Below are 22,807 nucleotides of genomic sequence, written 5' to 3' on the forward strand. Positions count from 1 at the left end.
GTTACAATTAACAAGAATCCCTATTAGGGATTGAAACAGCTTCCACCTATTACGGGGATATGTTGACACTAGTTACAATTAACAAGAATCCCTATTAGGGATTGAAACTACCTTCCGCCTCTTTCGGGGCGCTACCTTTAGGGTTACAATTAACAAGAATCCCTATTAGGGATTGAAACGGAAAGCTGGGAAGGTAATTGGTGAGTCGAAGCGAGTTACAATTAACAATAATCCCTATTAGGGATTGAAACAGGAAGTAAGTTGAGTCTTGGGGACACATTTTGTCTAGTTACAATTAACAAGAATCCCTATTAGGGATTGAAACCAAGCCATTGCCCATCCATGATTCGCTAATTCTTCAAGTTGCTGGTTACAATTAACAAGAATCCCTATTAGGGATTGAAACCAGAATAGCTTACAGGCTTTTTATCACCTATCCATTGTTACAATTAACAAGAATCCCTATTAGGGATTGAAACTAGTAGTAAGCCATTCTTACGAGCATATTTATAGGGTTACAATTAACAAGAATCCCTATTAGGGATTGAAACAAAGGAGACACAGGAGCGCAGGGGTTGCAAGGAGTGTTACAATTAACAAGAATCCCTATTAGGGATTGAAACATTGGTGTGTATTTCAAGAAGAGTGATCAGAGTTACAATTAACAAGAATCCCTATTAGGGATTGAAACCGAGATGAATGTAATGATGATGAGGATGATGATAGTTACAATTAACAAGAATCCCTATTAGGGATTGAAACATCCACGATATCCTCGCGAACAGATTAGGGTATGGTTTGTTACAATTAACAAGAATCCCTATTAGGGATTGAAACCAGCACTGAGTAGCAGTGCTTACAGGCTATTTCCTGTTACAATTAACAAGAATCCCTATTAGGGATTGAAACTTGATCGATGCTTTTGTATTCCCTGTAAAACAAAAGTTACAATTAACAAGAATCCCTATTAGGGATTGAAACGTCTGATCTACAAGCTTCAAATAAGGATCTGTTGTTACAATTAACAAGAATCCCTATTAGGGATTGAAACGGAGCCAGCCTAATCTCACTAGGGCTAAACGAAGTTACAATTAACAAGAATCCCTATTAGGGATTGAAACTATTATTGACGATCTTCAAATGGATGGTGAGGAAGTTACAATTAACAAGAATCCCTATTAGGGATTGAAACTCAACATATCTGAAAGATTTAACTACGTTTGATAGTTACAATTAACAAGAATCCCTATTAGGGATTGAAACGAGCATTCAGGCACATTCAATTCAAGAGTGCTTCGTTACAATTAACAAGAATCCCTATTAGGGATTGAAACTCTAAATTTAACTTCGGCGGGATACCTAACCCATCTGGGGTTACAATTAACAAGAATCCCTATTAGGGATTGAAACCAATTTCTAGCTTCACAACGGGTTCACAAGAAAGGTTACAATTAACAAGAATCCCTATTAGGGATTGAAACAACTTTATGGGGAATGGGAACAGGGAATCGGAAGTTACAATTAACAAGAATCCCTATTAGGGATTGAAACTCATAACTATCGTTTTTGCAATTCTATCTCTTTTTGAGTTACAATTAACAAGAATCCCTATTAGGGATTGAAACAATGGAACCACCATCTGGGCAGATGGACACAACAGTTACAATTAACAAGAATCCCTATTAGGGATTGAAACCCGAAAACCTCCCCTTGGAATATCAACGAGTTAGCGAGAGTTACAATTAACAAGAATCCCTATTAGGGATTGAAACTTGGATTTATGAGCCTTACCCAGTCGGAGGAAAGTTACAATTAACAAGAATCCCTATTAGGGATTGAAACGACTAAAACTTCTAAAAAAACAGCAAAACTGCAAGTTACAATTAACAAGAATCCCTATTAGGGATTGAAACTGATTGTACATTGATAGATTGCCCGTTAGATTGATTGATTGTTACAATTAACAAGAATCCCTATTAGGGATTGAAACACCCAAAAGCCTCTGCATAACTGGGGATTCAACCGTTACAATTAACAAGAATCCCTATTAGGGATTGAAACCCCTCAAAAGATGGTGGGGGATGAACAATAAGCGTTACAATTAACAAGAATCCCTATTAGGGATTGAAACGAATTTAACTAACTACTGAACAATGGAACCAATGTTACAATTAACAAGAATCCCTATTAGGGATTGAAACACTACTTCCAAAACCAATCAGCAATTGTGGAAAGTGTTACAATTAACAAGAATCCCTATTAGGGATTGAAACCATCACTGGCTGTTTTGATTGGTTCAACTGACCCCGAAAGTTACAATTAACAAGAATCCCTATTAGGGATTGAAACGCCTGATGGAGATATTCGGAGTTTTAATCATACTAATGTTACAATTAACAAGAATCCCTATTAGGGATTGAAACATCGGAAGCGGGTACAAGATCTATGCCGATAGCGGTTACAATTAACAAGAATCCCTATTAGGGATTGAAACATAAATCCATTCTCGGATTAGGAAATTCATTCTTGTTACAATTAACAAGAATCCCTATTAGGGATTGAAACAAGCTATCAAGATGCTCAGTTGGAAATCTCCACCGTTACAATTAACAAGAATCCCTATTAGGGATTGAAACAACTAGAGACTGTTTGTACACGTGTTCATCAACCCAGTTACAATTAACAAGAATCCCTATTAGGGATTGAAACAAGTCTTGTATATCTAAGTCTAGTTCTTCTCCAAGTTACAATTAACAAGAATCCCTATTAGGGATTGAAACACTCGCGCCACTCTTTACCTTAACGCTGACTAGTTACAATTAACAAGAATCCCTATTAGGGATTGAAACTTTGTACACAATATCTTCGTTTCCTATCTCAAATGTTACAATTAACAAGAATCCCTATTAGGGATTGAAACGCCAATCTTGCTACAGAAAATCACGCTAGCTTTGAGCAAAGTTACAATTAACAAGAATCCCTATTAGGGATTGAAACACTAGAAAATCAGCAGAACGAGTTCAATAGCAGACTGGCTAGCGTGTTACAATTAACAAGAATCCCTATTAGGGATTGAAACACCCAAAAGCCTCTGCATAACTGGGGATTCAACCGTTACAATTAACAAGAATCCCTATTAGGGATTGAAACCCCTCAAAAGATGGTGGGGGATGAACAATAAGCGTTACAATTAACAAGAATCCCTATTAGGGATTGAAACGAATTTAACTAACTCCTGAACAATGGAACCAATGTTACAATTAACAAGAATCCCTATTAGGGATTGAAACATAACTCCCTATATTCATCGCTTTCTCACCATCACGTTACAATTAACAAGAATCCCTATTAGGGATTGAAACACAAAGGGCAACTTCGGAAAATAGCGATTCCAAGGTTACAATTAACAATAATCCCTATTAGGGATTGAAACATGGTACGGACGATTGTGATAAAAATGAAGATGACAAGTTACAATTAACAAGAATCCCTATTAGGGATTGAAACGTTTTGTTGCTCAATCTGGGACTGATGACTGAGTTACAATTAACAAGAATCCCTATTAGGGATTGAAACATCGACGCTCCTATCCCAGCCTCTTCAAATCCGAGTTACAATTAACAAGAATCCCTATTAGGGATTGAAACAATGAAAATAACTGAAGCTGTTTTAATTTTTCTCATTGCGTTACAATTAACAAGAATCCCTATTAGGGATTGAAACAGTTAGACGAACAGATACAGAGGGAATTTCAGAGGTTACAATTAACAAGAATCCCTATTAGGGATTGAAACAGTTAGACGAACAGATACAGAGGGAATTTCAGAGGTTACAATTAACAAGAATCCCTATTAGGGATTGAAACAGTTAGACGAACAGATACAGAGGGAATTTCAGAGGTTACAATTAACAAGAATCCCTATTAGGGATTGAAACAGTTAGACGAACAGATACAGAGGGAATTTCAGAGGTTACAATTAACAAGAATCCCTATTAGGGATTGAAACAGTTAGACGAACAGATACAGAGGGAATTTCAGAGGTTACAATTAACAAGAATCCCTATTAGGGATTGAAACAGTTAGACGAACAGATACAGAGGGAATTTCAGAGGTTACAATTAACAAGAATCCCTATTAGGGATTGAAACTCCTAAGCTGAATTCAGACTGACGCTTGGAATAGGTTACAATTAACAAGAATCCCTATTAGGGATTGAAACTTCGGCTGTGGGATATCGAACCTCACCCGACTGCCAAGTTACAATTAACAAGAATCCCTATTAGGGATTGAAACAGGGGAAAACCTTACAGGCGATTCAAATAGACAAAGTTACAATTAACAAGAATCCCTATTAGGGATTGAAACCGGCCTCCAACAGCTTCAGACATCGCTCGTTCGATGTTACAATTAACAAGAATCCCTATTAGGGATTGAAACTAGATATAAAGGATGTGGTGACTGCCAGCTACCGGTTACAATTAACAAGAATCCCTATTAGGGATTGAAACAATGTTGACTTTTCTCAAGCAGGACAATTTTTAAAGTTACAATTAACAAGAATCCCTATTAGGGATTGAAACTTCTATTACTAAATTATTTGAATTTACTATTTTCGTTACAATTAACAAGAATCCCTATTAGGGATTGAAACCTTTTTCAAACGTTCCAGCAGGTGCTGCCCCAACCGTTACAATTAACAAGAATCCCTATTAGGGATTGAAACATGGGGGTAAAAATACCCCCCTTGAGAATCCCTATTAGTTACAATTAACAAGAATCCCTATTAGGGATTGAAACGAAACTCAACAACAGCAAGGTTTCAAGAATATGATGACGTTACAATTAACAAGAATCCCTATTAGGGATTGAAACCAAATATTACCAGTGATTGGAGAGATGAGTTTATAGGAGTTACAATTAACAAGAATCCCTATTAGGGATTGAAACATTTCTTTGTAGTTGAGGAATCTTTCTATCGAGTTACAATTAACAAGAATCCCTATTAGGGATTGAAACCAAACCTAATGTACCAAGACTTTAATACTTGATGAAAGTTACAATTAACAAGAATCCCTATTAGGGATTGAAACCTTGTTGCTCTGGTACAAATCCAGTTACTCCTCAATGTTACAATTAACAAGAATCCCTATTAGGGATTGAAACAAATTATTTGTCTTTGAGGTTTAATTTCAATGCCGTTACAATTAACAAGAATCCCTATTAGGGATTGAAACAAATATTTCTTCACTCCTTTTCTGGTTTGGTTTTGTTACAATTAACAAGAATCCCTATTAGGGATTGAAACTTAGAGATTTTGCCTTCCGAGGAAGAATTTATCGATAAAGTTACAATTAACAAGAATCCCTATTAGGGATTGAAACACCCTGATAGTGATAGAGATTTCACCCTTAAAGTTACAATTAACAAGAATCCCTATTAGGGATTGAAACAGATTTAAGTAGTTATTCTAGCCTTTTGACTTCGTTGTTACAATTAACAAGAATCCCTATTAGGGATTGAAACACTTTGTTTCAGACAGCGCTCGTTCAGGAAATTCATGTTACAATTAACAAGAATCCCTATTAGGGATTGAAACAGACAAACTTGTGTCAAGTAGAGAACCATAACGATTGTTACAATTAACAAGAATCCCTATTAGGGATTGAAACTTCTGTTGATGTAAACCGCTTATCATATTTATCGAGCGTTACAATTAACAAGAATCCCTATTAGGGATTGAAACGAGGAGAACTTCCTACACAGAGGACTGGTAAGTAAGGGTTACAATTAACAAGAATCCCTATTAGGGATTGAAACTTTCAACGGTGGATATCACATTTACTCGGACAAGTTACAATTAACAAGAATCCCTATTAGGGATTGAAACAGATTTAAGTAGTTATTCTAGCCTTTTGACTTCGTTGTTACAATTAACAAGAATCCCTATTAGGGATTGAAACATCCAGAATCATCTTCTGCTTGGCAATGTGAACCACAATTGTTACAATTAACAAGAATCCCTATTAGGGATTGAAACAACTGGGTGATGGGGGATCAGTGCCGGATGAAGGTTACAATTAACAAGAATCCCTATTAGGGATTGAAACAAAATTACCAACTTCTCTCATTTATTAATAGAATGTTACAATTAACAAGAATCCCTATTAGGGATTGAAACAATACCGAATGGGACGAATTCAAACAAGGATTATCCAAAGGTTACAATTAACAAGAATCCCTATTAGGGATTGAAACGAGAGCCAAGAACCAAGACTTCTCCGGTGTTTAAAGTGGTGAGGAGTTCTTCTTTGATGGGGCGAAATTGCTCCGAATTTAACCAGAGATTCAGTTTTATTTTCAAGTTTTCTGCTGATTCGTAGCATTGGGATAGAAACTCTTTTTTGATTTGTTGACTGTTAGTAGGTCTGTTAGCTAGAATTTGAGTTAATTCTTTTAACTCTTGATGATGCTGGCGATCAATCGAAATTTGCTCATCTTTACTGTTAAGTTGAGCTTGATATTTTTCCTCATTTGCTGCGATCGCGGCTACCCCACCGATTAGGCCTGCCACAGTCCCAGCCATTGCTACAATGATTGCGATCGCAGTCATCATTACGGCTACAATTGCTATCGTTAAGGTAACTGTAACGACTCCTGCTGCCACTCCAGCGATAGTCTGCGTAAAAGTTCCTAGTATTGTCCCCAGTATTGTTCCTGCAATTAATACAGCAGCAAAAGCGACCTGCAACCCTCGGCGAATTGTAAGAATCAAAAACAGGATAAACATTAATAGGACAATTATAGTTGCCAAAAGATTGTCGGAGCTAATCGAATAAGGAAAAAGTAAATAGCCAGTAAAAAGCGACGTTAAGACTGAAGTGAATCCTGAAAAAGCAGATAAAAGTAGCGAGATCAGCACCAAGCCAAGGCGAGAATGAAGTTGCAGTCCGGCTTTAGCATAACTAAAGTTTGCACCACTCAGGAGAGCGTTGGTAAAATCTGTACCTCGAATATCTGAGTATGAAAAGTTTGCGCCTGTGAGGTCTTCACCTTGAAAGCAACGACCTCGGAGACTTTGACCCGAAAAGTCTTGAGGCATAATTTAACAGACACAATTTAGTAATTTTTAGATGTGGACTGTCCCAATAAGGTTCCTATTTTATTGCTAATACTTATAATTTAGGAAAGCTTACATCTATCGGCTAGTCGCTTTTTTGAGTGACACTCCTGAAGGGACGACAATAATCTGATGCTCTTTCCATTTATTTTAGCATAAACTCTCAATATTTTGGTGATTTTTATCGGCTTACTGTGGGTTTAATTGCTCCGTTGCCCCATTTTATTTTTCAGCTATAGAGGGCTTTTATGATTTACAACCCAACTAAAAATTTAACCGAAAAAGACCCCAAACTTGAGTTTGTGCGAGATTGGATACCGGAGTTGAGAGACTGCACCGATGAGCAAATTTGATCAGGGGAAATTGGGGAATTGAGGGGTTATCCCTCATCAATGTTAGATTGGTATGAGATGCGAAAGATTAATGGTAAAGTGGTGTCAGAGTTACGCAAACAAGTTAAAAAACGTCTGGAAAAAGAACAAGGGATAGAGTACGAACGGGCAATGGGATTGAGCGAAGCAATTGATAAGTATTGGAGCGCTCAAGAACAGCGATATCAACAGTATAAACGGGCTATTTATTAACTCAATAAATGGTAAACTATCCCAGACGGTCAAGTTTGTAGGCGTTACGTTAACGGCATCACGCACACAACACGAAAACTGATAAAATCGTCGCGGCTTACACGCCCATTGAAGATGCGAATCGCAGAACGGCAGACATCAGGATACATACCCCACGAACCGCCCCGTAGGACAAATGTACCTTCTTTTTCTGCTAGAGTTTTACTGTCATCAAACCATGCACTACCATCTGTAGGGGCATTTTCATAGTTCTTATGCCAGTCATCTAGGCAACATTCCAAAACATTGCCGTGCATATCGTGTAACCCAAAGTCATTGGGCGGAAAACTGCCAACATCGATGGTTTGTTTTCGATATTTTCCTTGAGTTCCTCTACCGTATGAACCCAACCATCTACCATCTGGGTCGTTTATTCCATTGTAGTTAGCTAAATCCGTTGTGATAGTTTCTCCAAAATGAAATGGTGTTTTTGTTCCCGCACGACAGGCATATTCCCATTGCGCTTCACTGGGCAGTTTATATTCTCGTCCGGTTTTTGCCGATAACCGTTTACAAAATTCTGTGGCATCGTACCAATTGACTCCCTCAACTGGGCGATTATCCCCTAGAAATCTAGAGGGGTTAAGGTTTAATTTTCGCTCAACTTGGGGATAACTTGCGACAATTCGCCACTGCGCTTGTGTAACAGTATATCGCCCTAAAAAAAACGGTTGAATTGTAACTTCGTGTTGGGGGCGTTCGTCATCTCGGCTTTCGAGTTCATCTTCTGGCGACCCCATTAAAAACGTGCCACCAGGAATAAGTACCATATCCAAACCAACCCCATCTCCCAAATTTTCGGTGAAATACTGACCCGTGCGTTTGTAACGGGTGATAATAATACGTTTTTCTGTTTCGTTGGACATCTGAAAAAGGGAATAAGCTGTTAATCACTTAAATAACATCAACTCTAAGTCTGAAACCTTTATAGTGCAAGCGTCTCGCTTGCTGGACATATGCAAAATCGCGTAGGAGCAACAGCTTAGAAATAGTAGAATGAGGTTAATTGGGTCTGTTGCCATTGCCTTGTTGTCTGAGAAGATACTCCCAGATGCGCTGACATTCTAGCTGTAACCCCCGAATTTCCGATTGCATCTCCCTCATCTCAGACTGCATTTCTCGGATAACGGCTCTATCCTCTCGGGCAATTTCCCGGTCAACTCGAATCACTTCTAGCAGACTTTGAACGGCTTGGTTGAGTCCAACAATGGAGTTGGTGTTGATTTCTTGCTGTTGTCGGAGTTCTGACAGTTGGCCGTCAAATCGCTGCGTTACTTCTGAGAGTTGGTTTTCTAGGTTGGTTAATCGTTGGTTGTTGCTCATATTATATGCTTCTCATGTCACGGAATTTGATAAGAGCGCCATTTATTGATTATCGTCTTTAAACTGATGCGATCATCTTATTTCGACTCGCCAAAAGGCGAGAATCCCGGAGGGCAAAAGGGCAAAGGGTTAAGTCTTGGGGGGGACACATACCACACGAAACCCGAAATTGTTGAAGTCGATGCCGGGGTAATTGATGATGCGGTACGCGGAGCGACAGTACCTAAGAAGGCTGCACCAGGAGCCGCCACGACGGATTTTTGTAGTATATGTATTTTCTATAGCATCTAATAACCATGCTCTTCCATCATTGGGTGCGCCTTCGTAATTCTCATGCCAATCATCTTCACACCACTCACAGACATTACCGTGTATATCATGCAACCCAAAGTCATTGGCAGGAAAACTCCCCACTTCTGTTGTTTGTTCTCGATACTCTCCTTGGGGGCTTTCATTATAAATGGAGGTGCCGCGATAATTGGCAAGGTCAGTTGTGATAGTTTCACCAAAATGAAATGCGGTTTGAGTTCCCGCACGACAAGCATATTCCCATTGCGCTTCACTAGGAAGTTGATATTCTCGTCCGGTATGGGCTGAAAGTCTTTTACAAAATTCTGTAGCATCGTACCAACTAACACTTTCAACGGGACGATTATCTCCTTTAAACTGAGACGGGTCTGGCTCTAATTCTCGTTCAATTTGCGGATAACTCGCGACAATTCGCCACTGGGCTTGAGTCACGGGGTAACGTCCCATCAGAAACTCCGAGAGCGTTACATTGTGTTGGGGTCGTTCATTTTCTCGGCTTTCGGGTTCGTCTTCGGGTGCGCCCATTACAAACGTTCCGCCCGGTATGAAAACCATCTCCAAACCAATTTCATCGTTAAGAGATTCAGTATAACCCCAAGCAGAAGAACGACGACGATGAATAACCCATTCTTCATTTTCACGGCTAATAGTTGCGGTTTCAAACTCAAAACGTTCGAGAATATTGGTAATAATTGCAGGTTCATACTCGAAGGTTTGCAAAGGGGGAAAATTAACAACTTTAGCGACTTCATACTCCCGTTCTTCCAACAGAAAATCAACCGTTTGAGTCTCCGTTTCCCCAACAGAAGACAATTCCCGACGCCCATAACGTTCGGCTAATTCTTGATAATCTCCCCCCAAACGCCGCAACACATCCAAACCAACACTTGCAAACGGTAACGCCGACTCCCCCAAAGCATATTCAGACCCTTCTAAAACCGTCAACAAAGCTTCAAAACAGTTAATCGTTCGTCCGGCTTTTTGTGCTATAATTTCAGAAAGACGATCTAAAATAGCCGTCGTCTTGGCAATCGGAACCCCATCAATTAACAAATCCCGCACCCCATCAAAAAACTCGTACTGACAAACCTCGCTTTCATCCGAGTCGCAACGCCGCAACAAACCACTCAGCAACACTTCCGCTACATGATCCTGTTGTGCATCCGGTAAAAATTCATCCCGCAATAAATCAATAACAGGTAAACTCGCAGGTATCGCCGCCATCAACCCCGCCAACTGTCTCGCCGTCCGTGAAGCCGTCGCCCGAAATAATTCTACTCGTTGTTTTGCGGTTCGTACAGGCGTTGAAACGGGTTCATCTGCCATTTCCCGCACAAAAGCTAGTTCAAACCCCCGTCCCGGTGTCCGACACTCTCCCGCACCCGCCAACACTCGCGCCCAACGTCGAAAAGAATTAGGGTCAAGTGTTATTATGGGTAAAGTTAATAATCTACCGTCGCTAACTTCCTCCGGTTCGTCCCACTCATCCCACTCATCAAGTTCGGGTAAACCTTCTACATCTAACCTCGCATTCGGCAACCCCGCAACCGGACTCCCCAACCGGACAATATAACCATTACTCAAAGCCGTGCGCGACCATAACCGTTCCGGTAACATCTGCATTAACGCCACAGGTTGGGTTTGCGACCATTGCCACAACGTTTCGTAAATTATCCCTTGTCGCCACAACGCCGAAGTACAATCACTAACATATAATATCAAACGCCGCCCCGACGGGTCAACTAATTCTCGAATACTGCGGGGACGCTGAGTTAAACGGTTTTCTAGACGTTCATTCCAACGGGGAAACAGTTGTACAGTCTGTTCTTCGGCTTGCAACCGCCAAGTCCGCACCGTCCGAAACGCTCCCTGATATTCCATCAGGTGTTGCAATTCGGCGATCGCACGTTTCCATAATACCGTTGTTTTAGAAGATTCTACCACTAAATCCAGGTCAAGCCAACGTTCCGGGGTGGGTCGGACGACGGGGACACAGATGCGCGTCTCAGCGAGTTGAGTCACGGTAGCTTCTTCATCGACATCAACCAAAATGCGCGACGGTACCTTCCGCATCAATGGACGCAACGCACGCGCCAAGTCTAAACGTGTCCGAATAGCGGGGGCGGAGGGAACGGGAAAAGGTAATACTTTTTGGTCTGTTTGTGAAGGTTCAAAAGATTCTGTTGTTTCAGGTATTGATGAGGATTCTTCGTTAGAATATAAATTAAAAGTCGGTTCGGATATTGAGATATCTGTATGATTAATTATATCATCAATACTATTCGTTTGTGTTGAACTTGATGTTAAACTTTCTTCGGATATTTCTTCAGAATAAATCTCACTTTCCGACTCAATAAATTGAGCCAGCCAAAGCAGGTCGGCCAGGTCGGCCGCATTCAATTCTAGTCCCGAACGTTTTAACTGTTGGGCGAATTGTCCGATAGTTGATCTTCGCTGCTGTTTAGGTGTTTCCACAGTCTATTAATAAGATTTTCTCGGTTAGTTAAATCGGAAGTTCGTTCTCGCATCACCAGATAAACGGCATTAAGAAGTTGGTCGGTTGCCAAATCTCCTTTATTGCGATCTGAACGTTTTTTCACAAACTTTTTGACAAGTTCTTGAATCAATTCTTCGGATTCTGCTATTTTTTCTGCCCCATTTTCTTCTTGTTCAAAATGCGCTTTGACAATTTCTTCCAAACGTTTTTCGTTGGGTTCTTCCATCGTTAACCGCACGCAACGTCTTAAAAATGGCGGGGGAAAATCTCGTTCACCGTTGCTGGTTAATATCATCAGGGGAAATTGACTGCAAACAACACGACCTCCTTGAATTATTGTTGTTTTATCTTGGCTATTATTTTTATAAGCAGTTCGGACTTCGACTGACCCTTTAATTTCTTCAATTCTCACTAATTCCGGAATTTCAAATTCTCCTTCTTCAAAAACATAAAGTAAATCATTGGGTAAATCAATATCGCTTTTATCAATTTCATCAACTAACAAAACACGGGGTTTATTAGAAGGTAACAACGCCGTTCCGAGTGGCCCCAAACGGATGTATTTACCAATATTCTCGAAATTGCTTCTATCTTTTTCTCCGATATCTTGTAAACGGGCGATCGCATCATATAAATATAACCCATCTTTGAGGGTTGTTCGCGTTGTTATCGGCCAGTAAAGAACTTCTCCGAGGTTGAGTTCATGGGCGACGGCGTAAGCCAGGGAACTTTTACCCGTTCCCGGTTTTCCTGTTACTAATAGGGGGCGACGCAAATATAAGGCTGCATTCACCATTTCTATTTCGGTGGGTTGGGCTTGAAAGGTGGCGCCTCTTTCCGGTTGGCGGCGATCAATTTTTCGCCAGGGTGGAGGGGAAGGAAGCTTAGAAATGGCTTTTGGGTTGGGTTTACCTGTGCCTTTAAATATCGGTTGAAATATTGGGTCATTCATGGTTAATTCTAACAAGCCTCCGAGTCAAATTGTAAGGTGGGCGGTACAATATTTGGGTCTTCCCAAACTAAGGTTAAATGATGACCGATGTGGTTGTCATCTTCTGTGAGAGAATTACAACGTTCTTCTAATATACGTTCGGATAATTGGTTCACTTCGCAGTCTAAAATATTATCAATGCGATCGCTAAGTTCGCTGCGCCGCGACCATAAAGCAACGGGAAGGGCGGTTTTTCTTGCTACAAATTCCAAGATTTTTTCGAGTTTTGCCATGTCCAAGTTTTCCAGAATTGCCATTTCCGAAGACTTCAACGTTTGAAAGAGTTTAGCAGGACTTCCGCAGTCGGCGCGAACAAATGTTGTTTGGGCGGTTTGGTCTATTTTAGCTTCTAATAACTGCCATTTTTGTTGCCAAAGTTTGTAATATTGTTTTCCGGTTGGGGTTAAGTTGTGATGGGTTCGCATTACCAGTTTATATTGACTTCCGAGGGTTAATTCTGATTCTGTTTGGCGCTCGCTTAAATCTAAATTCAACCAATTTCTAGGGACAAATATATGAAGGGTGGGTGAGGTGTATTCTGAGTTTTCTTCTAACCAATTTTCTAGAAAGTTCGGCAGTTCGTCAAGTGACATTGTTTCATCTTGAACCAGTGGCGAGGAGAAATTATTCGCATCCCACATTGAAACTCTTACTCCTTTTGAAAGTTCAGTGGGAATGACTTCTATGATTAAATCTTCGAGGGTGTTTTTGGGGGAAATATTGCGTTCCGATTTTTCTCGTATTGCTTTAATAAGTAAGTTGTTGAAGTTTAACTTTGTTTGCCTAGACTCAACAAATACTTTAATTTCGTCGAATAATTCACTGCTTAAATTATCCGAAAACGTGGCTAAAAATACTGCAAATTGGGTTAACCCATCTATTTCACTCCAACCGGGATAAGACACTTGACTCAAGTTTATAAACTTATCGAGTCTATCACCTTCTATCCAATCTTGGGCGGGGTCACAGAGTTGAAATGCTGCTTGAATTTGCCTAGACTCAACAAATACTTTAATTTCGTCGAATAATTCACTGCTTAAATTATCCGAAAACGTGGCTAAAAATACTGCAAATTGGGTTAACCCATCTATTTCACTCCAACCGGGATAAGACACTTGACTCAAGTTTATAAACTTATCGAGTCTATCACCTTCTATCCAATCTTGGGCGGGGTCACAGAGTTGAAATGCTGCTTGAATTGCATTTTCTAAATTGTTTTTCTCGGTATTATTCAGGCGTTCCCAATGGTTTTGTAAGAGGTTATCTAAGTGTTCGGAGTTAAGTTTTTCGGGAATTGAGTTTAACTCGGGTATCGGTGGGAAAATTGATTCACTGATTAGCTTTTCCTGAGTTTGAGGACAAAGATTATCCCATGTTTTTGAAAATTGTTGTAAATTTTCTTCGATATCTTTTGAGCATAAAGTAAGCGTAAAACGCCAATCTTCCAATCCCCGTTTTTGGATTCGTTCGTCTTTTAAGATGTTCAGAAAGTCATCCATCCGTTTGAGAGATTCTCGAATTTGAGCTTTTGTTAACCTGTTTTCCTGGCTGTTTGTTAGGGCTTCTAATGTTCTGAGGTTCGTTTCTATCCGCAGTTGGGGAGGCTTTTCTTCATCTAACCAACAGTATTTTAGATCAAAGCGATCGCTATTTTCTACCTCTCCGTTAACAAATAATAGCAGGATTTTCAATAAAGATTTGGCTCTAGCTCTGACTTTGGGGCCATAAGTTGCTCTGGGCATGGGGGTCAAGGATATTTTTACAAAAAGTTTGGGGTTAAGGCGTTGGGTTCCAATGTTTTGAGTTACCCCAAACTACCCCAATGCCCAATATAGCTTGATTTTTGCTAATTCTGAAAGTCCGCTTGCTTTCGGGTACGACCCCAAAGCGATAGTGAGTTCAGTTGAGCAACAGCCAACTCAAGAACAACCCAAACACTATTGTACTGGAGTTAGAACCATGATGAAGTTAGGTGAAATTTTGATTCGGAAACAGTTAATTTCTTTATCCGAACTGGAACAAGCTCTGACGCTTCAATCTTCCTGTTCTCAAAAGTTGGGAGAAATACTGATGGGGCAAGGATTAATTCAAAGAGGTGATTTAGAACAGGCACTTAAAGAGCAATATTGGAGACAAAATGGCTTTTGGGTGATTGATTAATTCCTAAAAGTTTATAGGTGGAGTTGTAATGGGATTTCATTCAACCCACAGAAATCAGTTTTTTGGGTTTTGCTTGACTGAACCCTAGCCACAGAAAACATTTTACAACTGAGGAGAAGAATATGAAAATTTTATCGATTCCTGTTTGGGTAACGGTTATGGTTTCTGCTGTTTGTTTATTTTCTAGTCCGATGTCTCAGCCCTTTAGTCAAACTTTCATCTGTTTCGCGAACAATAAGAACAATGTACCGCCTGAAGTCAAAGATGGAGGTTCTCGATTTTCTCAACCTCGAAAAAATTTCGATATTGATACATCTGTATCCTAAAAAGTCAACGATTTTCCTGACTATTGCCTCTTGCCTGCTATGATTGTCTGATGCGCCCTACAAATTCGTCGAAACTCTTGTCAATAAGAACAATGTACCGCCTGAAGTCAAAGATGGAGGTTCTCGATTTTCTCAACCTCGAAAAATTTCGATATTGATACATCTGTATCCTAAAAAGTCAACGATTTTCCTGACTATTGCCTCTTGCCTGCTATGATTGTCTGATGCGCCCTACAAATTCGTCGAAACTCTTGTTAAGTGTTAAGAAGAGTTCTTGGTATTGTGCAGCATACCCGAAAACCAACGTAATGGCTGATGTTGACGCGGGAATAACCTTTGAAGCGAAAAGCTGAACGGCATTTTCTAGGAAGGTTAAACCAGGAGCCGCCTCGCAGCACTCGGTGAGTATTTGCACGATTTTTATTTATCCAGGCAGTACCATCTGTTGGTGCTTGTTCATAATTGTTATGGTAGTCGTCTAAGCACCACTCAAATACATTTCCGTGCATATCGTATAGTCCCCAAACGTTTGCGGGAAAACTCCCAACATCTGTTGTTTGTCCTCTAGACTCTCCTTTGGGGCTTTCATTATAGCTAAAGTTTCCATTGTAGTTGGCGAGTTCGGTTGTTATGGTTTCTCCAAAGTGAAACGGTGTTTTTGTTCCAGCACGACAAGCATATTCCCATTGGGCTTCACTGGGTAATTTATATTCTCGTCCGGTTTTTGCTGATAATCTTTTACAAAACTCAGTCGCGTCGTTCCAACTAACTTGCTCAACAGGGCGGTTATCTCCTTTAAACTCAGACGGTTCTGGGTTTAACTCCTGTTCTATTTGAGGATAATTTGTTACAACTCGCCACTGTGCCTGAGTAACAGGGTAGCATCCCATCAAAAACTGCTGTACTCTTACCCAATGCTGGGGGCGTTCGTTGTCCCGACTTTCGGGTTCGCTCTCGGGTGCGCCCATCAGAAACTCTCCTGCGGGGATGAGCATTAATGTCAGCGTTACACCGTCTGCAAGATGTTCGTTGAAACACTTATTCTTGCGTTTGTAGCGATAGATATTGAGAGGGTTAATTAATTCAGCCATAGTGATGCTTCATCATTGTAGAGTCGTTTCAGGTGATGGCTCCGGGCATAATCTAACATAACTTGAATCCGGGTTGAGGGGGAAATAAAGGCGATACCCAGAACAAACCACACCAATGCAATTGTTCAAACTCCGATTGAATAAAGTTAAAGGGTCTTGGCAACTTTTGGTGATCTTCACAGATGGCGATCGCAAAGAGAACAAACAATTGACGTGGTAGTGTCACGCAGGTCAAGCCAGTCGCAAAATTAAGGAGATTGCAATGCACGCGCACTTCGGCTTAAAAAAATCGATTCTTTGTCTGTTTCCGATTTATTTTGATAGTCTGATAAATCAATCAAACCATTAAATGTTTTTTGGAGATATGCCTTGATTTGACGTAAGTGAATTTCACTCATAACAATTGAGGGTTAACTTTACTAACTTTAATTTGATCGAATCAATTTTTATAGGGCTTGCCTATAATCCTTCGCTAAATAAGACTGAAACCCTTACTCCTATAGCTTTTGAGCGTCTTTTCCCTAATAAAATTAGGTATTCAAATGTCATAATTTTATCATAATTAACTCATCTGGTCAGGCATAAGTGCAAGCGCATAGATTTACAAGATTTGTACTCCTGCATCTAAACATGAGACTTATGTCTCTAGGGAGAGGTTTTCAAACTACTACAACAAGATTATAGACAGTAGTTGCAATTGAGTTATAACCTATGAGTAATCAACGCCCCGGAGCGGATGCCAACCGTTTTCTCGGAGACTTCAATCGACGGCAGTTTTTGAAAGGGGTTGGCTTTATTGGAGTTGGGGCGAGTACGGGTTTGGCAGATCATATTCTGCACTCCAATACTTCCGTTGAAGCTGCTGAATTCAACACCTCTTCTGCTGAATTGATTCTCGCTCAAACCTCAGAGAGTTCGGGCGAAATTCCCCGTCGTCCTTTGGGTAAAACGGGTGTAGAAGTCTCTGCAATTGGCTTGGGGGGCGCGACTCTCGGACAAGCCAAAAGCAAAGAAGAAGCAATTCGCATTATTCACGAGGCGACTGATAATGGTATCACATTCATGGATAATGCCTGGGAATATAACAACCATCGCAGTGAAGAATGGATGGGTGAAGCTTTACAGGGACGACGGGATCAAGTCTTTCTGATGACTAAGGTTTGCACTCACGGACGCGACGCAAGCGTTGCCATGCAGCAACTCGAAGAATCATTACGTCGTCTGAAAACCGATTATATAGACTTGTGGCAGATCCATGAGGTGATTTATTACAATGACCCGGAGTTAATTTTTCGTCCCGATGGTGCCATTGAAGCCCTCGAACGAGCAAAGCAGGAGGGGAAGGTTAAATTTGTTGGATTTACCGGACACAAAGACCCGGCAATTCACTTGGAAATGTTGTCTCACAATTATCCTTTCGATACTGTACAATTGCCAATTAATTGTTTTGATGCCAGCTTTATGAGTTTTCAAAACCAGGTTCTTCCCGAACTGGATCGGCAAGGAATTGCCGCGATCGGGATGAAAAGAAGCAGGAGGGGAAGGTTAAATTTGTTGGATTTACCGGACACAAAGACCCGGCAATTCACTTGGAAATGTTGTCTCACAATTATCCTTTCGATACTGTACAATTGCCAATTAATTGTTTTGATGCCAGCTTTATGAGTTTTCAAAACCAGGTTCTTCCCGAACTGGATCGGCAAGGAATTGCCGCGATCGGGATGAAAAGTTTAAGCGGAAATGGAGAAGCGGTAAAAAAAGGTTTGGTAACGCCTCAAGAAGCTATCCGTTATGCGATGAGTATGCCCATTGCAACATTAGTTAGCGGGATTGATTCGGTGGAAGTGCTGCGGCAAAATATAGCGATCGCTCGCGATTTTCAACCGATGACAGCGCAAGAAATGCAGGCATTGCGAGAGCGGGTTGTTCCCTATGCCACCGATGGGCGATTTGAGTTATTTAAGTCTTCTAAAAAATTTGATGCTGATGTTGGCAGGAAGCAACACGGTTTCCGACTCAAGACCAACTGCCAACTTGATCTAAAAAGCCGATTTTTCCTCTTGAGTTGAACTTGCTCAATAGTGTTTTTAATCAGGATATTTCCCCATTGCAACATTAGTTAGCGGGATTGATTCGGTGGAAGTGCTGCGGCAAAATATAGCGATCGCTCGCGATTTTCAACCGATGACAGCGCAAGAAATGCAGGCATTGCGAGAGCGGGTTGTTCCCTATGCCACCGATGGGCGATTTGAGTTATTTAAGTCTTCTAAAAAATTTGATGCTGATGTTGGCAGGAAGCAACACGGTTTTCCGACTCAAGACCAACTGCCAACTTGATCTAAAAAGCCGATTTTTCCTCTTGAGTTGAACTTGCTCAATAGTGTTTTTAATCAGGATATTTCAATGGGACTAAACATTAAGAATTTGCGGATTGTTAGCCCTGCATTTACTGCCGGCGATCGCATTCCCAAACGCTATACCAGCGAAGGCGAAAATGTCTCACCTGCTTTGGAATGGAGCGGGTTGCCGTCAGGAACCCAACAATTAGCATTAATCTGCCATGACCCGGATGCACCGATGCCTCGCGGGTTTACCCACTGGGTTCTCTATGGCATCCCGGCAACTGTTAATCAGCTTGCAGAAGCGGATGGCCCCCACCACTACTATTTCGAGTGACAGGAGCCATTTATGCTACCATTTTAACAGGAGTTAATTAATCGTCATCAGAAAATCGAGAACCACCGTCTTGTGACTGGGGATGCTCATTGTTAGGATTTCTTTGCGAACCCATTAATCAGTATTGCTCTCGGTGCGGTGACTGGTTAATTATCAGTTTTAGTGAAGAACAACGGGCAAACGCTCCAGTCTAATAGTTTGTAATGATAGAATTCAATTTAACTTAATCAATGCTCCTTGAACAGTAATAACTCCGCTCGCTTGGATATCAATATTACCTGCTGATTTAAGACTGATTCCAGTACGATCCATCTTGAATGTATGACCACTTGGAGTTTTTACTTCAATACAACGGTTTTTATCATCTAATCGTAACTCATGTTTGCCCTTTGTTTTTACTTCGATAGCCTTTTCGGTGTCATTTAACCGAATCTGATGTCCGTCTGTTGTCTCAATATAAACACCCGCTTTACTATTCCCTTGATCTTCTTCTATAAACTGAATTTGATTTTACTTCAATACAACGGTTTTTATCATCTAATCGTAACTCATGTTTGCCCTTTGTTTTTACTTCGATAGCCTTTTCGGTGTCATTTAACCGAATCTGATGTCCGTCTGTTGTCTCAATATAAACACCCGCTTTACTATTCCCTTGATCTTCTTCTATAAACTGAATTTGATGACCCGTGCGTGTTTTGAATGTTCGCACTCGGACATTGCTATCTCGAACACTTTCAGCGACTGGTTTTGGAGGAAGATCTTCACCGTTCCAAACCCCTCCTAAAATGTAAGGACGGTGAATATTTCCATGCTCAAATCCAACTAATACTTCATCATTGATTTCCGGCAAACAGTCAAATCCTCGTCCCTTTCCCGCACCAATTGCTACAACTCTAGCCCAATGACTCGCGTGAGCATTTTCTCCCGTTTTAGGGGTGAGGGTGGGAAACCAAACTTTCACTCGCCCTAACCCTTCAGGATCTTGATTATTGGTGACAATTCCAACTAAAAAACTTTGTCCAGGTTGAAGACGAGTAGGGGGAGAAAGTGTTGTTAATAAATCGCCTCCGCGCAATCCCCGCACGCTAAACTCGGTGGTATATACTCGTTCAAAATAGGTGTGACGAGTCTCCGTAACGTAGTAGGAACCGCTGTGTTTTCCTAACTCTTCTAATATTACCGTTCGTCCGGGTCGAATGTTAGGATTTCCCTCGGCTTTAGCATCTGCATAAACAAATTGTCCGCCCAATTCATCAAATAAAGCTTGGGCGATCGCATCGGCTTCTTTGGGTGTAGAAATGGGTTGATCGACAACATAAACTGTCGGTTTAGTCGGCTTTCCTTTAAATTCAGAAATTGCCACACTTCCTTGACCATTTTCAGTTTTTGTGATAACATTTTCAGAATTACGAGTCGAAACAATTGGCTTTTTTTGTTTGTAGTCCCAAGCTCTAACATTGACTTCTTTAACCTGTTCGGCGCTGGTAACACGCACTCGAAAACTGTGCAAGTCTGTCAGCCATGTGAGTTTTATTTTTTGGGTCGATGTGGGACGGCGAAAGTTTAATTTTCCATCTTGAACAAACAGTTCAAATCCAATTCTAGCGGCCCGTTCTCGCAAAAATTCCATGTTGGTTTGATTGTTTTGAAAAACGTACTCGTGGGGAATTCCACTCTCGTCAATTTGACCGGGTTCTATGACAACTTCAGCAAGAATTTTCTTGACAATATCGCTATCTGTCATTCCTTGAAACGAACGATTCCACCGTCCTCGATGTAGACGATGGGAAATATCATAACCTCGAATTACAATCGGCGCTTGGGATTGTTCCGTGAAATGGGTTTCAATGGCTGTAATTTCTCCTTCTATTAAATATTCTTCTTTTTCTTCGCTAAAATCTTGTGATTCTGTTGTACTTGAACTAAAGCCTATTTTAACTTTTTTGCCAAATTGTAGCAGGTCTTGATGTTTCCACTTTTTTTCCTCTTGACGACCTGGGAAATAGTCATTTCTAATTACAATGGTGAACATTGCGGGTAGATGCAGACTTTCTTCGACAATGATTTGCACTACATCTTCCAAAACCAACTTCATTTTTTCCGGGGATTGACCTTCAATATAAACTTTTGGAAGTGCGAGATAATTTGCTGATGTCATAGGAGTTAATTCTTAAAAATAGTTGTTGATTCTATTGAGATTGAGATGAATTTATAACCGACCTTTCCGATTATTTTTGTCTTTCTTACGATTATCTAAACTTTCGACAATGATTTGCACTACATCTTCCAAAACCAACTTCATTTTTTCCGGGGATTGACCTTCAATATAAACTTTTGGAAGTGCGAGATAATTTGCTGATGTCATAGGAGTTAATTCTTAAAAATAGTTGTTGATTCTATTGAGATTGAGATGAATTTATAACCGACCTTTCCGATTATTTTTGTCTTTCTTACGATTATCTAAACTATCGATTTCACGGCGAACTGTAGAAAGTTTATCGGAGACTTGATCAATTTTATCGTCAACTCGAAGTGACCCGGAAGGCTGAGTATCTTCTACCTCTTTAAGGGTTAAACTATCGATCACCGCTCTCACGGGTGTTCCATCGCTGAGAAACATTGTAAGTTTATAGTTGAGTCGTTCGATAAAGCATCGCCGAAGATAAACTTGATTTCCCCAAATTAACATATAAATTGGCGGACGTTCTTTTCCTTTCGCAAATTCTACAGCTTTCCGAAAGGGTTCAATAAAAGCTGTTACCACGTTAATTCCGGCTTCGTAGGTATCAAATAAAATATTATTAATTGTTACTTTGTAGGCTTTGGTGTGAGAAAAGCTGACTTTAGGAATTCCGCGATCCTGACTCCGCGAACCGGGATTATCTGCGGTTTCTACGACTCCCTCAAATACTAATTCTCCGGGGTTAAACATAAATACGATATCCGGTGCATTATCCTGACATTTTAGGGTTGCTTTAACAAGCTGTGTCATCAGAGTCTCCTTGAAAAACAATTAAGAATATACAGAATTTACCGGGGGATATTACCTCTATAATAAAATCCCAAACGTTCTCGTTCTGTCTCGATTTTAAATTGTAAGAGTTGATAAACTTTTTGGGTGAGTGTTTGTAATTTATAATTGACTAATGAAACCGTCGATCCGGTTTGGGTTTGAAGCTGTCCGACTGGAGATGTATTTGAGGAAAATGCAGATGCTTTTACGGGATTTGTTTGACTGATAGTATCCAGCCAAGCTAGAGAACCATCGGTTTTGAAATGATGACTTTCTCGTTCTATTTCTAACTTTTGTCGCAATAAATTAGAAACTTTTCGCGCTAACATTTCCAACTGTTCCTCATCAATTAAAACAGATTCTTCGCGTTCTCCCATTACTTTTTCCGCTTTTGTTGGAGAACTTGAAACCGATGCTGGACTATCTGGAATAGATTCTTTTTGTTCTCTTGTAATCAATTTTGAACTCTCTGAAGTCAATTGAGAATTAGATGAGGGGTTGAAGTTCTCATAATCGATAAGTTCCGTCAGATTTGACCATGACTCTTGTACATTGTCTGTCGCTGGAACACTTTCAGCACTTAGATCAAATTGACTTGACCAAGGTTCTGGTATTTCATCATTTTGAAAAGAAGTTCTCTCGGGTGAAGGTTCTGAAGTTTTTGGAGATACAATCAAATC

20 protein-coding genes, 1 pseudogene and 1 CRISPR repeat array are annotated in these 22,807 nt (G+C 40.4%); of the genes and pseudogenes, 9 read left to right on the top strand and 12 right to left on the bottom strand.

Annotated elements, in window-relative coordinates:
* A CRISPR array of direct repeats spans nt 1-6,256; the repeat unit is 37 nt; unit sequence GTTACAATTAACAAGAATCCCTATTAGGGATTGAAAC.
* Between the two features lie 335 nt (nt 6,257-6,591).
* Nucleotides 6,592-6,837, top strand: coding sequence for a hypothetical protein (locus WN50_RS34090; RefSeq protein ID WP_152964819.1), 246 nt, complete (start codon nt 6,592-6,594; stop codon nt 6,835-6,837).
* Nucleotides 6,838-6,995: 158 nt separating this feature from the next.
* Here WN50_RS34090 and WN50_RS37595 read toward each other — a convergent pair.
* Nucleotides 6,996-7,100, bottom strand: a pseudogene (locus WN50_RS37595) (pentapeptide repeat-containing protein); the annotation flags it as partial.
* Nucleotides 7,101-7,366: 266 nt separating this feature from the next.
* Between WN50_RS37595 and WN50_RS32280 the strand changes: the two are divergent.
* On the top strand, nt 7,367-7,471 hold the full coding sequence (locus tag WN50_RS32280) for an FAD-binding domain-containing protein (protein ID WP_072075585.1): 105 nt from the start codon (nt 7,367-7,369) through the stop codon (nt 7,469-7,471).
* A 39-nt stretch (nt 7,472-7,510) separates the two neighbouring features.
* Nucleotides 7,511-7,702 carry a hypothetical protein gene (locus tag WN50_RS14690; protein ID WP_046277129.1) on the top strand — a complete coding sequence of 64 codons (192 nt, stop codon included), beginning with the start codon at nt 7,511-7,513 and terminating at the stop codon, nt 7,700-7,702.
* Nucleotides 7,703-7,746: 44 nt separating this feature from the next.
* On the opposite strand, the gene WN50_RS14695 is transcribed toward WN50_RS14690, so the two are convergent.
* The 5 genes from WN50_RS14695 to WN50_RS14715 form a co-directional block, all read right to left on the bottom strand.
* On the bottom strand, nt 7,747-8,607 hold the full coding sequence (locus WN50_RS14695; RefSeq protein ID WP_046277128.1) for a formylglycine-generating enzyme family protein: 861 nt from the start codon (nt 8,605-8,607) through the stop codon (nt 7,747-7,749).
* Between the two features lie 136 nt (nt 8,608-8,743).
* On the bottom strand, nt 8,744-9,064 hold the full coding sequence (locus WN50_RS14700; protein ID WP_046277127.1) for a hypothetical protein: 321 nt from the start codon (nt 9,062-9,064) through the stop codon (nt 8,744-8,746).
* A gap of 129 nt (nt 9,065-9,193) precedes the next feature.
* Entirely contained in the window at nt 9,194-11,848 is a 2,655-nt protein-coding gene (locus tag WN50_RS36240; protein ID WP_053221522.1) for a formylglycine-generating enzyme family protein, read from the bottom strand.
* Entirely contained in the window at nt 11,791-12,822 is a 1,032-nt protein-coding gene (locus tag WN50_RS14710) for an AAA family ATPase (RefSeq protein ID WP_046277464.1), read from the bottom strand. The genes WN50_RS36240 and WN50_RS14710 overlap by 58 nt, the downstream gene beginning before the upstream one ends.
* 8 nt (nt 12,823-12,830) lie before the next feature.
* Nucleotides 12,831-14,603: a VMAP-C domain-containing protein gene (locus WN50_RS14715; RefSeq protein ID WP_049559601.1), complete on the bottom strand. Its 1,773-nt coding sequence runs from the start codon at nt 14,601-14,603 to the stop codon at nt 12,831-12,833.
* A gap of 94 nt (nt 14,604-14,697) precedes the next feature.
* On the opposite strand from WN50_RS14715, the gene WN50_RS36245 reads away from it, so the two are divergent.
* Nucleotides 14,698-15,021, top strand: coding sequence for a cyclic di-GMP-binding domain-containing protein, MshE-related (locus tag WN50_RS36245; RefSeq protein WP_235440912.1), 324 nt, complete (start codon nt 14,698-14,700; stop codon nt 15,019-15,021).
* Between the two features lie 122 nt (nt 15,022-15,143).
* Nucleotides 15,144-15,347 (top strand): hypothetical protein, encoded by a 204-nt coding sequence (locus WN50_RS14725; RefSeq protein ID WP_046277462.1) that lies wholly within the window; start codon nt 15,144-15,146, stop codon nt 15,345-15,347.
* Nucleotides 15,348-15,601: 254 nt separating this feature from the next.
* Here WN50_RS14725 and WN50_RS14730 read toward each other — a convergent pair whose 3' ends face one another.
* Both WN50_RS14730 and WN50_RS36250 read right to left on the bottom strand, forming a co-directional pair.
* On the bottom strand, nt 15,602-16,438 hold the full coding sequence (locus tag WN50_RS14730) for a formylglycine-generating enzyme family protein (RefSeq protein ID WP_046277461.1): 837 nt from the start codon (nt 16,436-16,438) through the stop codon (nt 15,602-15,604).
* A gap of 248 nt (nt 16,439-16,686) precedes the next feature.
* Entirely contained in the window at nt 16,687-16,836 is a 150-nt protein-coding gene (locus WN50_RS36250; protein ID WP_235440911.1) for a hypothetical protein, read from the bottom strand.
* Between the two features lie 313 nt (nt 16,837-17,149).
* Here WN50_RS36250 and WN50_RS14735 point away from each other — a divergent pair, with 313 nt between their 5' ends.
* The 4 genes from WN50_RS14735 (at nt 17,150) to WN50_RS14750 (ending at nt 19,114) form a co-directional block, all read left to right on the top strand.
* Nucleotides 17,150-18,103, top strand: coding sequence for an aldo/keto reductase (locus tag WN50_RS14735; RefSeq protein ID WP_082172446.1), 954 nt, complete (start codon nt 17,150-17,152; stop codon nt 18,101-18,103).
* Nucleotides 18,100-18,507: an aldo-keto reductase family protein gene (locus WN50_RS14740; protein ID WP_053221523.1), complete on the top strand. Its 408-nt coding sequence runs from the start codon at nt 18,100-18,102 to the stop codon at nt 18,505-18,507. The genes WN50_RS14735 and WN50_RS14740 overlap by 4 nt, the downstream gene beginning before the upstream one ends.
* 67 nt (nt 18,508-18,574) lie before the next feature.
* Nucleotides 18,575-18,775 carry a hypothetical protein gene (locus tag WN50_RS14745; protein WP_049559604.1) on the top strand — a complete coding sequence of 67 codons (201 nt, stop codon included), beginning with the start codon at nt 18,575-18,577 and terminating at the stop codon, nt 18,773-18,775.
* 66 nt (nt 18,776-18,841) lie between these two features.
* A complete protein-coding gene (locus tag WN50_RS14750; RefSeq protein ID WP_082172407.1) occupies nt 18,842-19,114 on the top strand; it encodes a YbhB/YbcL family Raf kinase inhibitor-like protein in 273 nt (90 codons plus the stop codon).
* Between the two features lie 472 nt (nt 19,115-19,586).
* On the opposite strand, the gene WN50_RS14755 is transcribed toward WN50_RS14750, so the two are convergent.
* From WN50_RS14755 to WN50_RS14765, 4 genes are all read right to left on the bottom strand, one after another.
* Entirely contained in the window at nt 19,587-21,272 is a 1,686-nt protein-coding gene (locus WN50_RS14755; RefSeq protein ID WP_053221524.1) for a VgrG-related protein, read from the bottom strand.
* Between the two features lie 51 nt (nt 21,273-21,323).
* Nucleotides 21,324-21,479, bottom strand: a complete 156-nt coding sequence (locus WN50_RS34675) for a hypothetical protein (protein WP_160315390.1) — start codon at nt 21,477-21,479, stop codon at nt 21,324-21,326.
* A 51-nt stretch (nt 21,480-21,530) separates the two neighbouring features.
* Nucleotides 21,531-22,106, bottom strand: a complete 576-nt coding sequence (locus tag WN50_RS14760) for a CIS tube protein (RefSeq protein ID WP_072075565.1) — start codon at nt 22,104-22,106, stop codon at nt 21,531-21,533.
* 38 nt (nt 22,107-22,144) lie between these two features.
* On the bottom strand, nt 22,145-22,807 hold a 663-nt coding region (locus WN50_RS14765; RefSeq protein WP_049559608.1), incomplete at its 5' end, for a hypothetical protein.

The organism is Limnoraphis robusta CS-951 (assembly GCF_000972705.2).

What these genes read in the sequence shown, in the direction of transcription:
- WN50_RS32280 (WP_072075585.1), top strand. Translation starts at nt 7,367, where the DNA reads ATGATTTACAACCCAACTAAAAATTTAACCGAAAAAGACCCCAAACTT.
- WN50_RS14735 (WP_082172446.1), top strand. Translation starts at nt 17,150, where the DNA reads ATGAGTAATCAACGCCCCGGAGCGGATGCCAACCGTTTTCTCGGAGAC.
- WN50_RS14760 (WP_072075565.1), bottom strand. Translation starts at nt 22,106, where the DNA reads ATGACACAGCTTGTTAAAGCAACCCTAAAATGTCAGGATAATGCACCG.
- WN50_RS14710 (WP_046277464.1), bottom strand. Translation starts at nt 12,822, where the DNA reads ATGAATGACCCAATATTTCAACCGATATTTAAAGGCACAGGTAAACCC.
- WN50_RS14695 (WP_046277128.1), bottom strand. Translation starts at nt 8,607, where the DNA reads ATGTCCAACGAAACAGAAAAACGTATTATTATCACCCGTTACAAACGC.
- WN50_RS14725 (WP_046277462.1), top strand. Translation starts at nt 15,144, where the DNA reads ATGAAAATTTTATCGATTCCTGTTTGGGTAACGGTTATGGTTTCTGCT.
- WN50_RS14715 (WP_049559601.1), bottom strand. Translation starts at nt 14,603, where the DNA reads ATGCCCAGAGCAACTTATGGCCCCAAAGTCAGAGCTAGAGCCAAATCT.
- WN50_RS14755 (WP_053221524.1), bottom strand. Translation starts at nt 21,272, where the DNA reads ATGACATCAGCAAATTATCTCGCACTTCCAAAAGTTTATATTGAAGGT.
- WN50_RS14700 (WP_046277127.1), bottom strand. Translation starts at nt 9,064, where the DNA reads ATGAGCAACAACCAACGATTAACCAACCTAGAAAACCAACTCTCAGAA.
- WN50_RS14690 (WP_046277129.1), top strand. Translation starts at nt 7,511, where the DNA reads ATGTTAGATTGGTATGAGATGCGAAAGATTAATGGTAAAGTGGTGTCA.
- WN50_RS36250 (WP_235440911.1), bottom strand. Translation starts at nt 16,836, where the DNA reads ATGAGTGAAATTCACTTACGTCAAATCAAGGCATATCTCCAAAAAACA.
- WN50_RS14740 (WP_053221523.1), top strand. Translation starts at nt 18,100, where the DNA reads ATGAGTTTTCAAAACCAGGTTCTTCCCGAACTGGATCGGCAAGGAATT.
- WN50_RS14750 (WP_082172407.1), top strand. Translation starts at nt 18,842, where the DNA reads ATGGGACTAAACATTAAGAATTTGCGGATTGTTAGCCCTGCATTTACT.
- WN50_RS14730 (WP_046277461.1), bottom strand. Translation starts at nt 16,438, where the DNA reads ATGGCTGAATTAATTAACCCTCTCAATATCTATCGCTACAAACGCAAG.
- WN50_RS34090 (WP_152964819.1), top strand. Translation starts at nt 6,592, where the DNA reads ATGATTGCGATCGCAGTCATCATTACGGCTACAATTGCTATCGTTAAG.
- WN50_RS34675 (WP_160315390.1), bottom strand. Translation starts at nt 21,479, where the DNA reads ATGACATCAGCAAATTATCTCGCACTTCCAAAAGTTTATATTGAAGGT.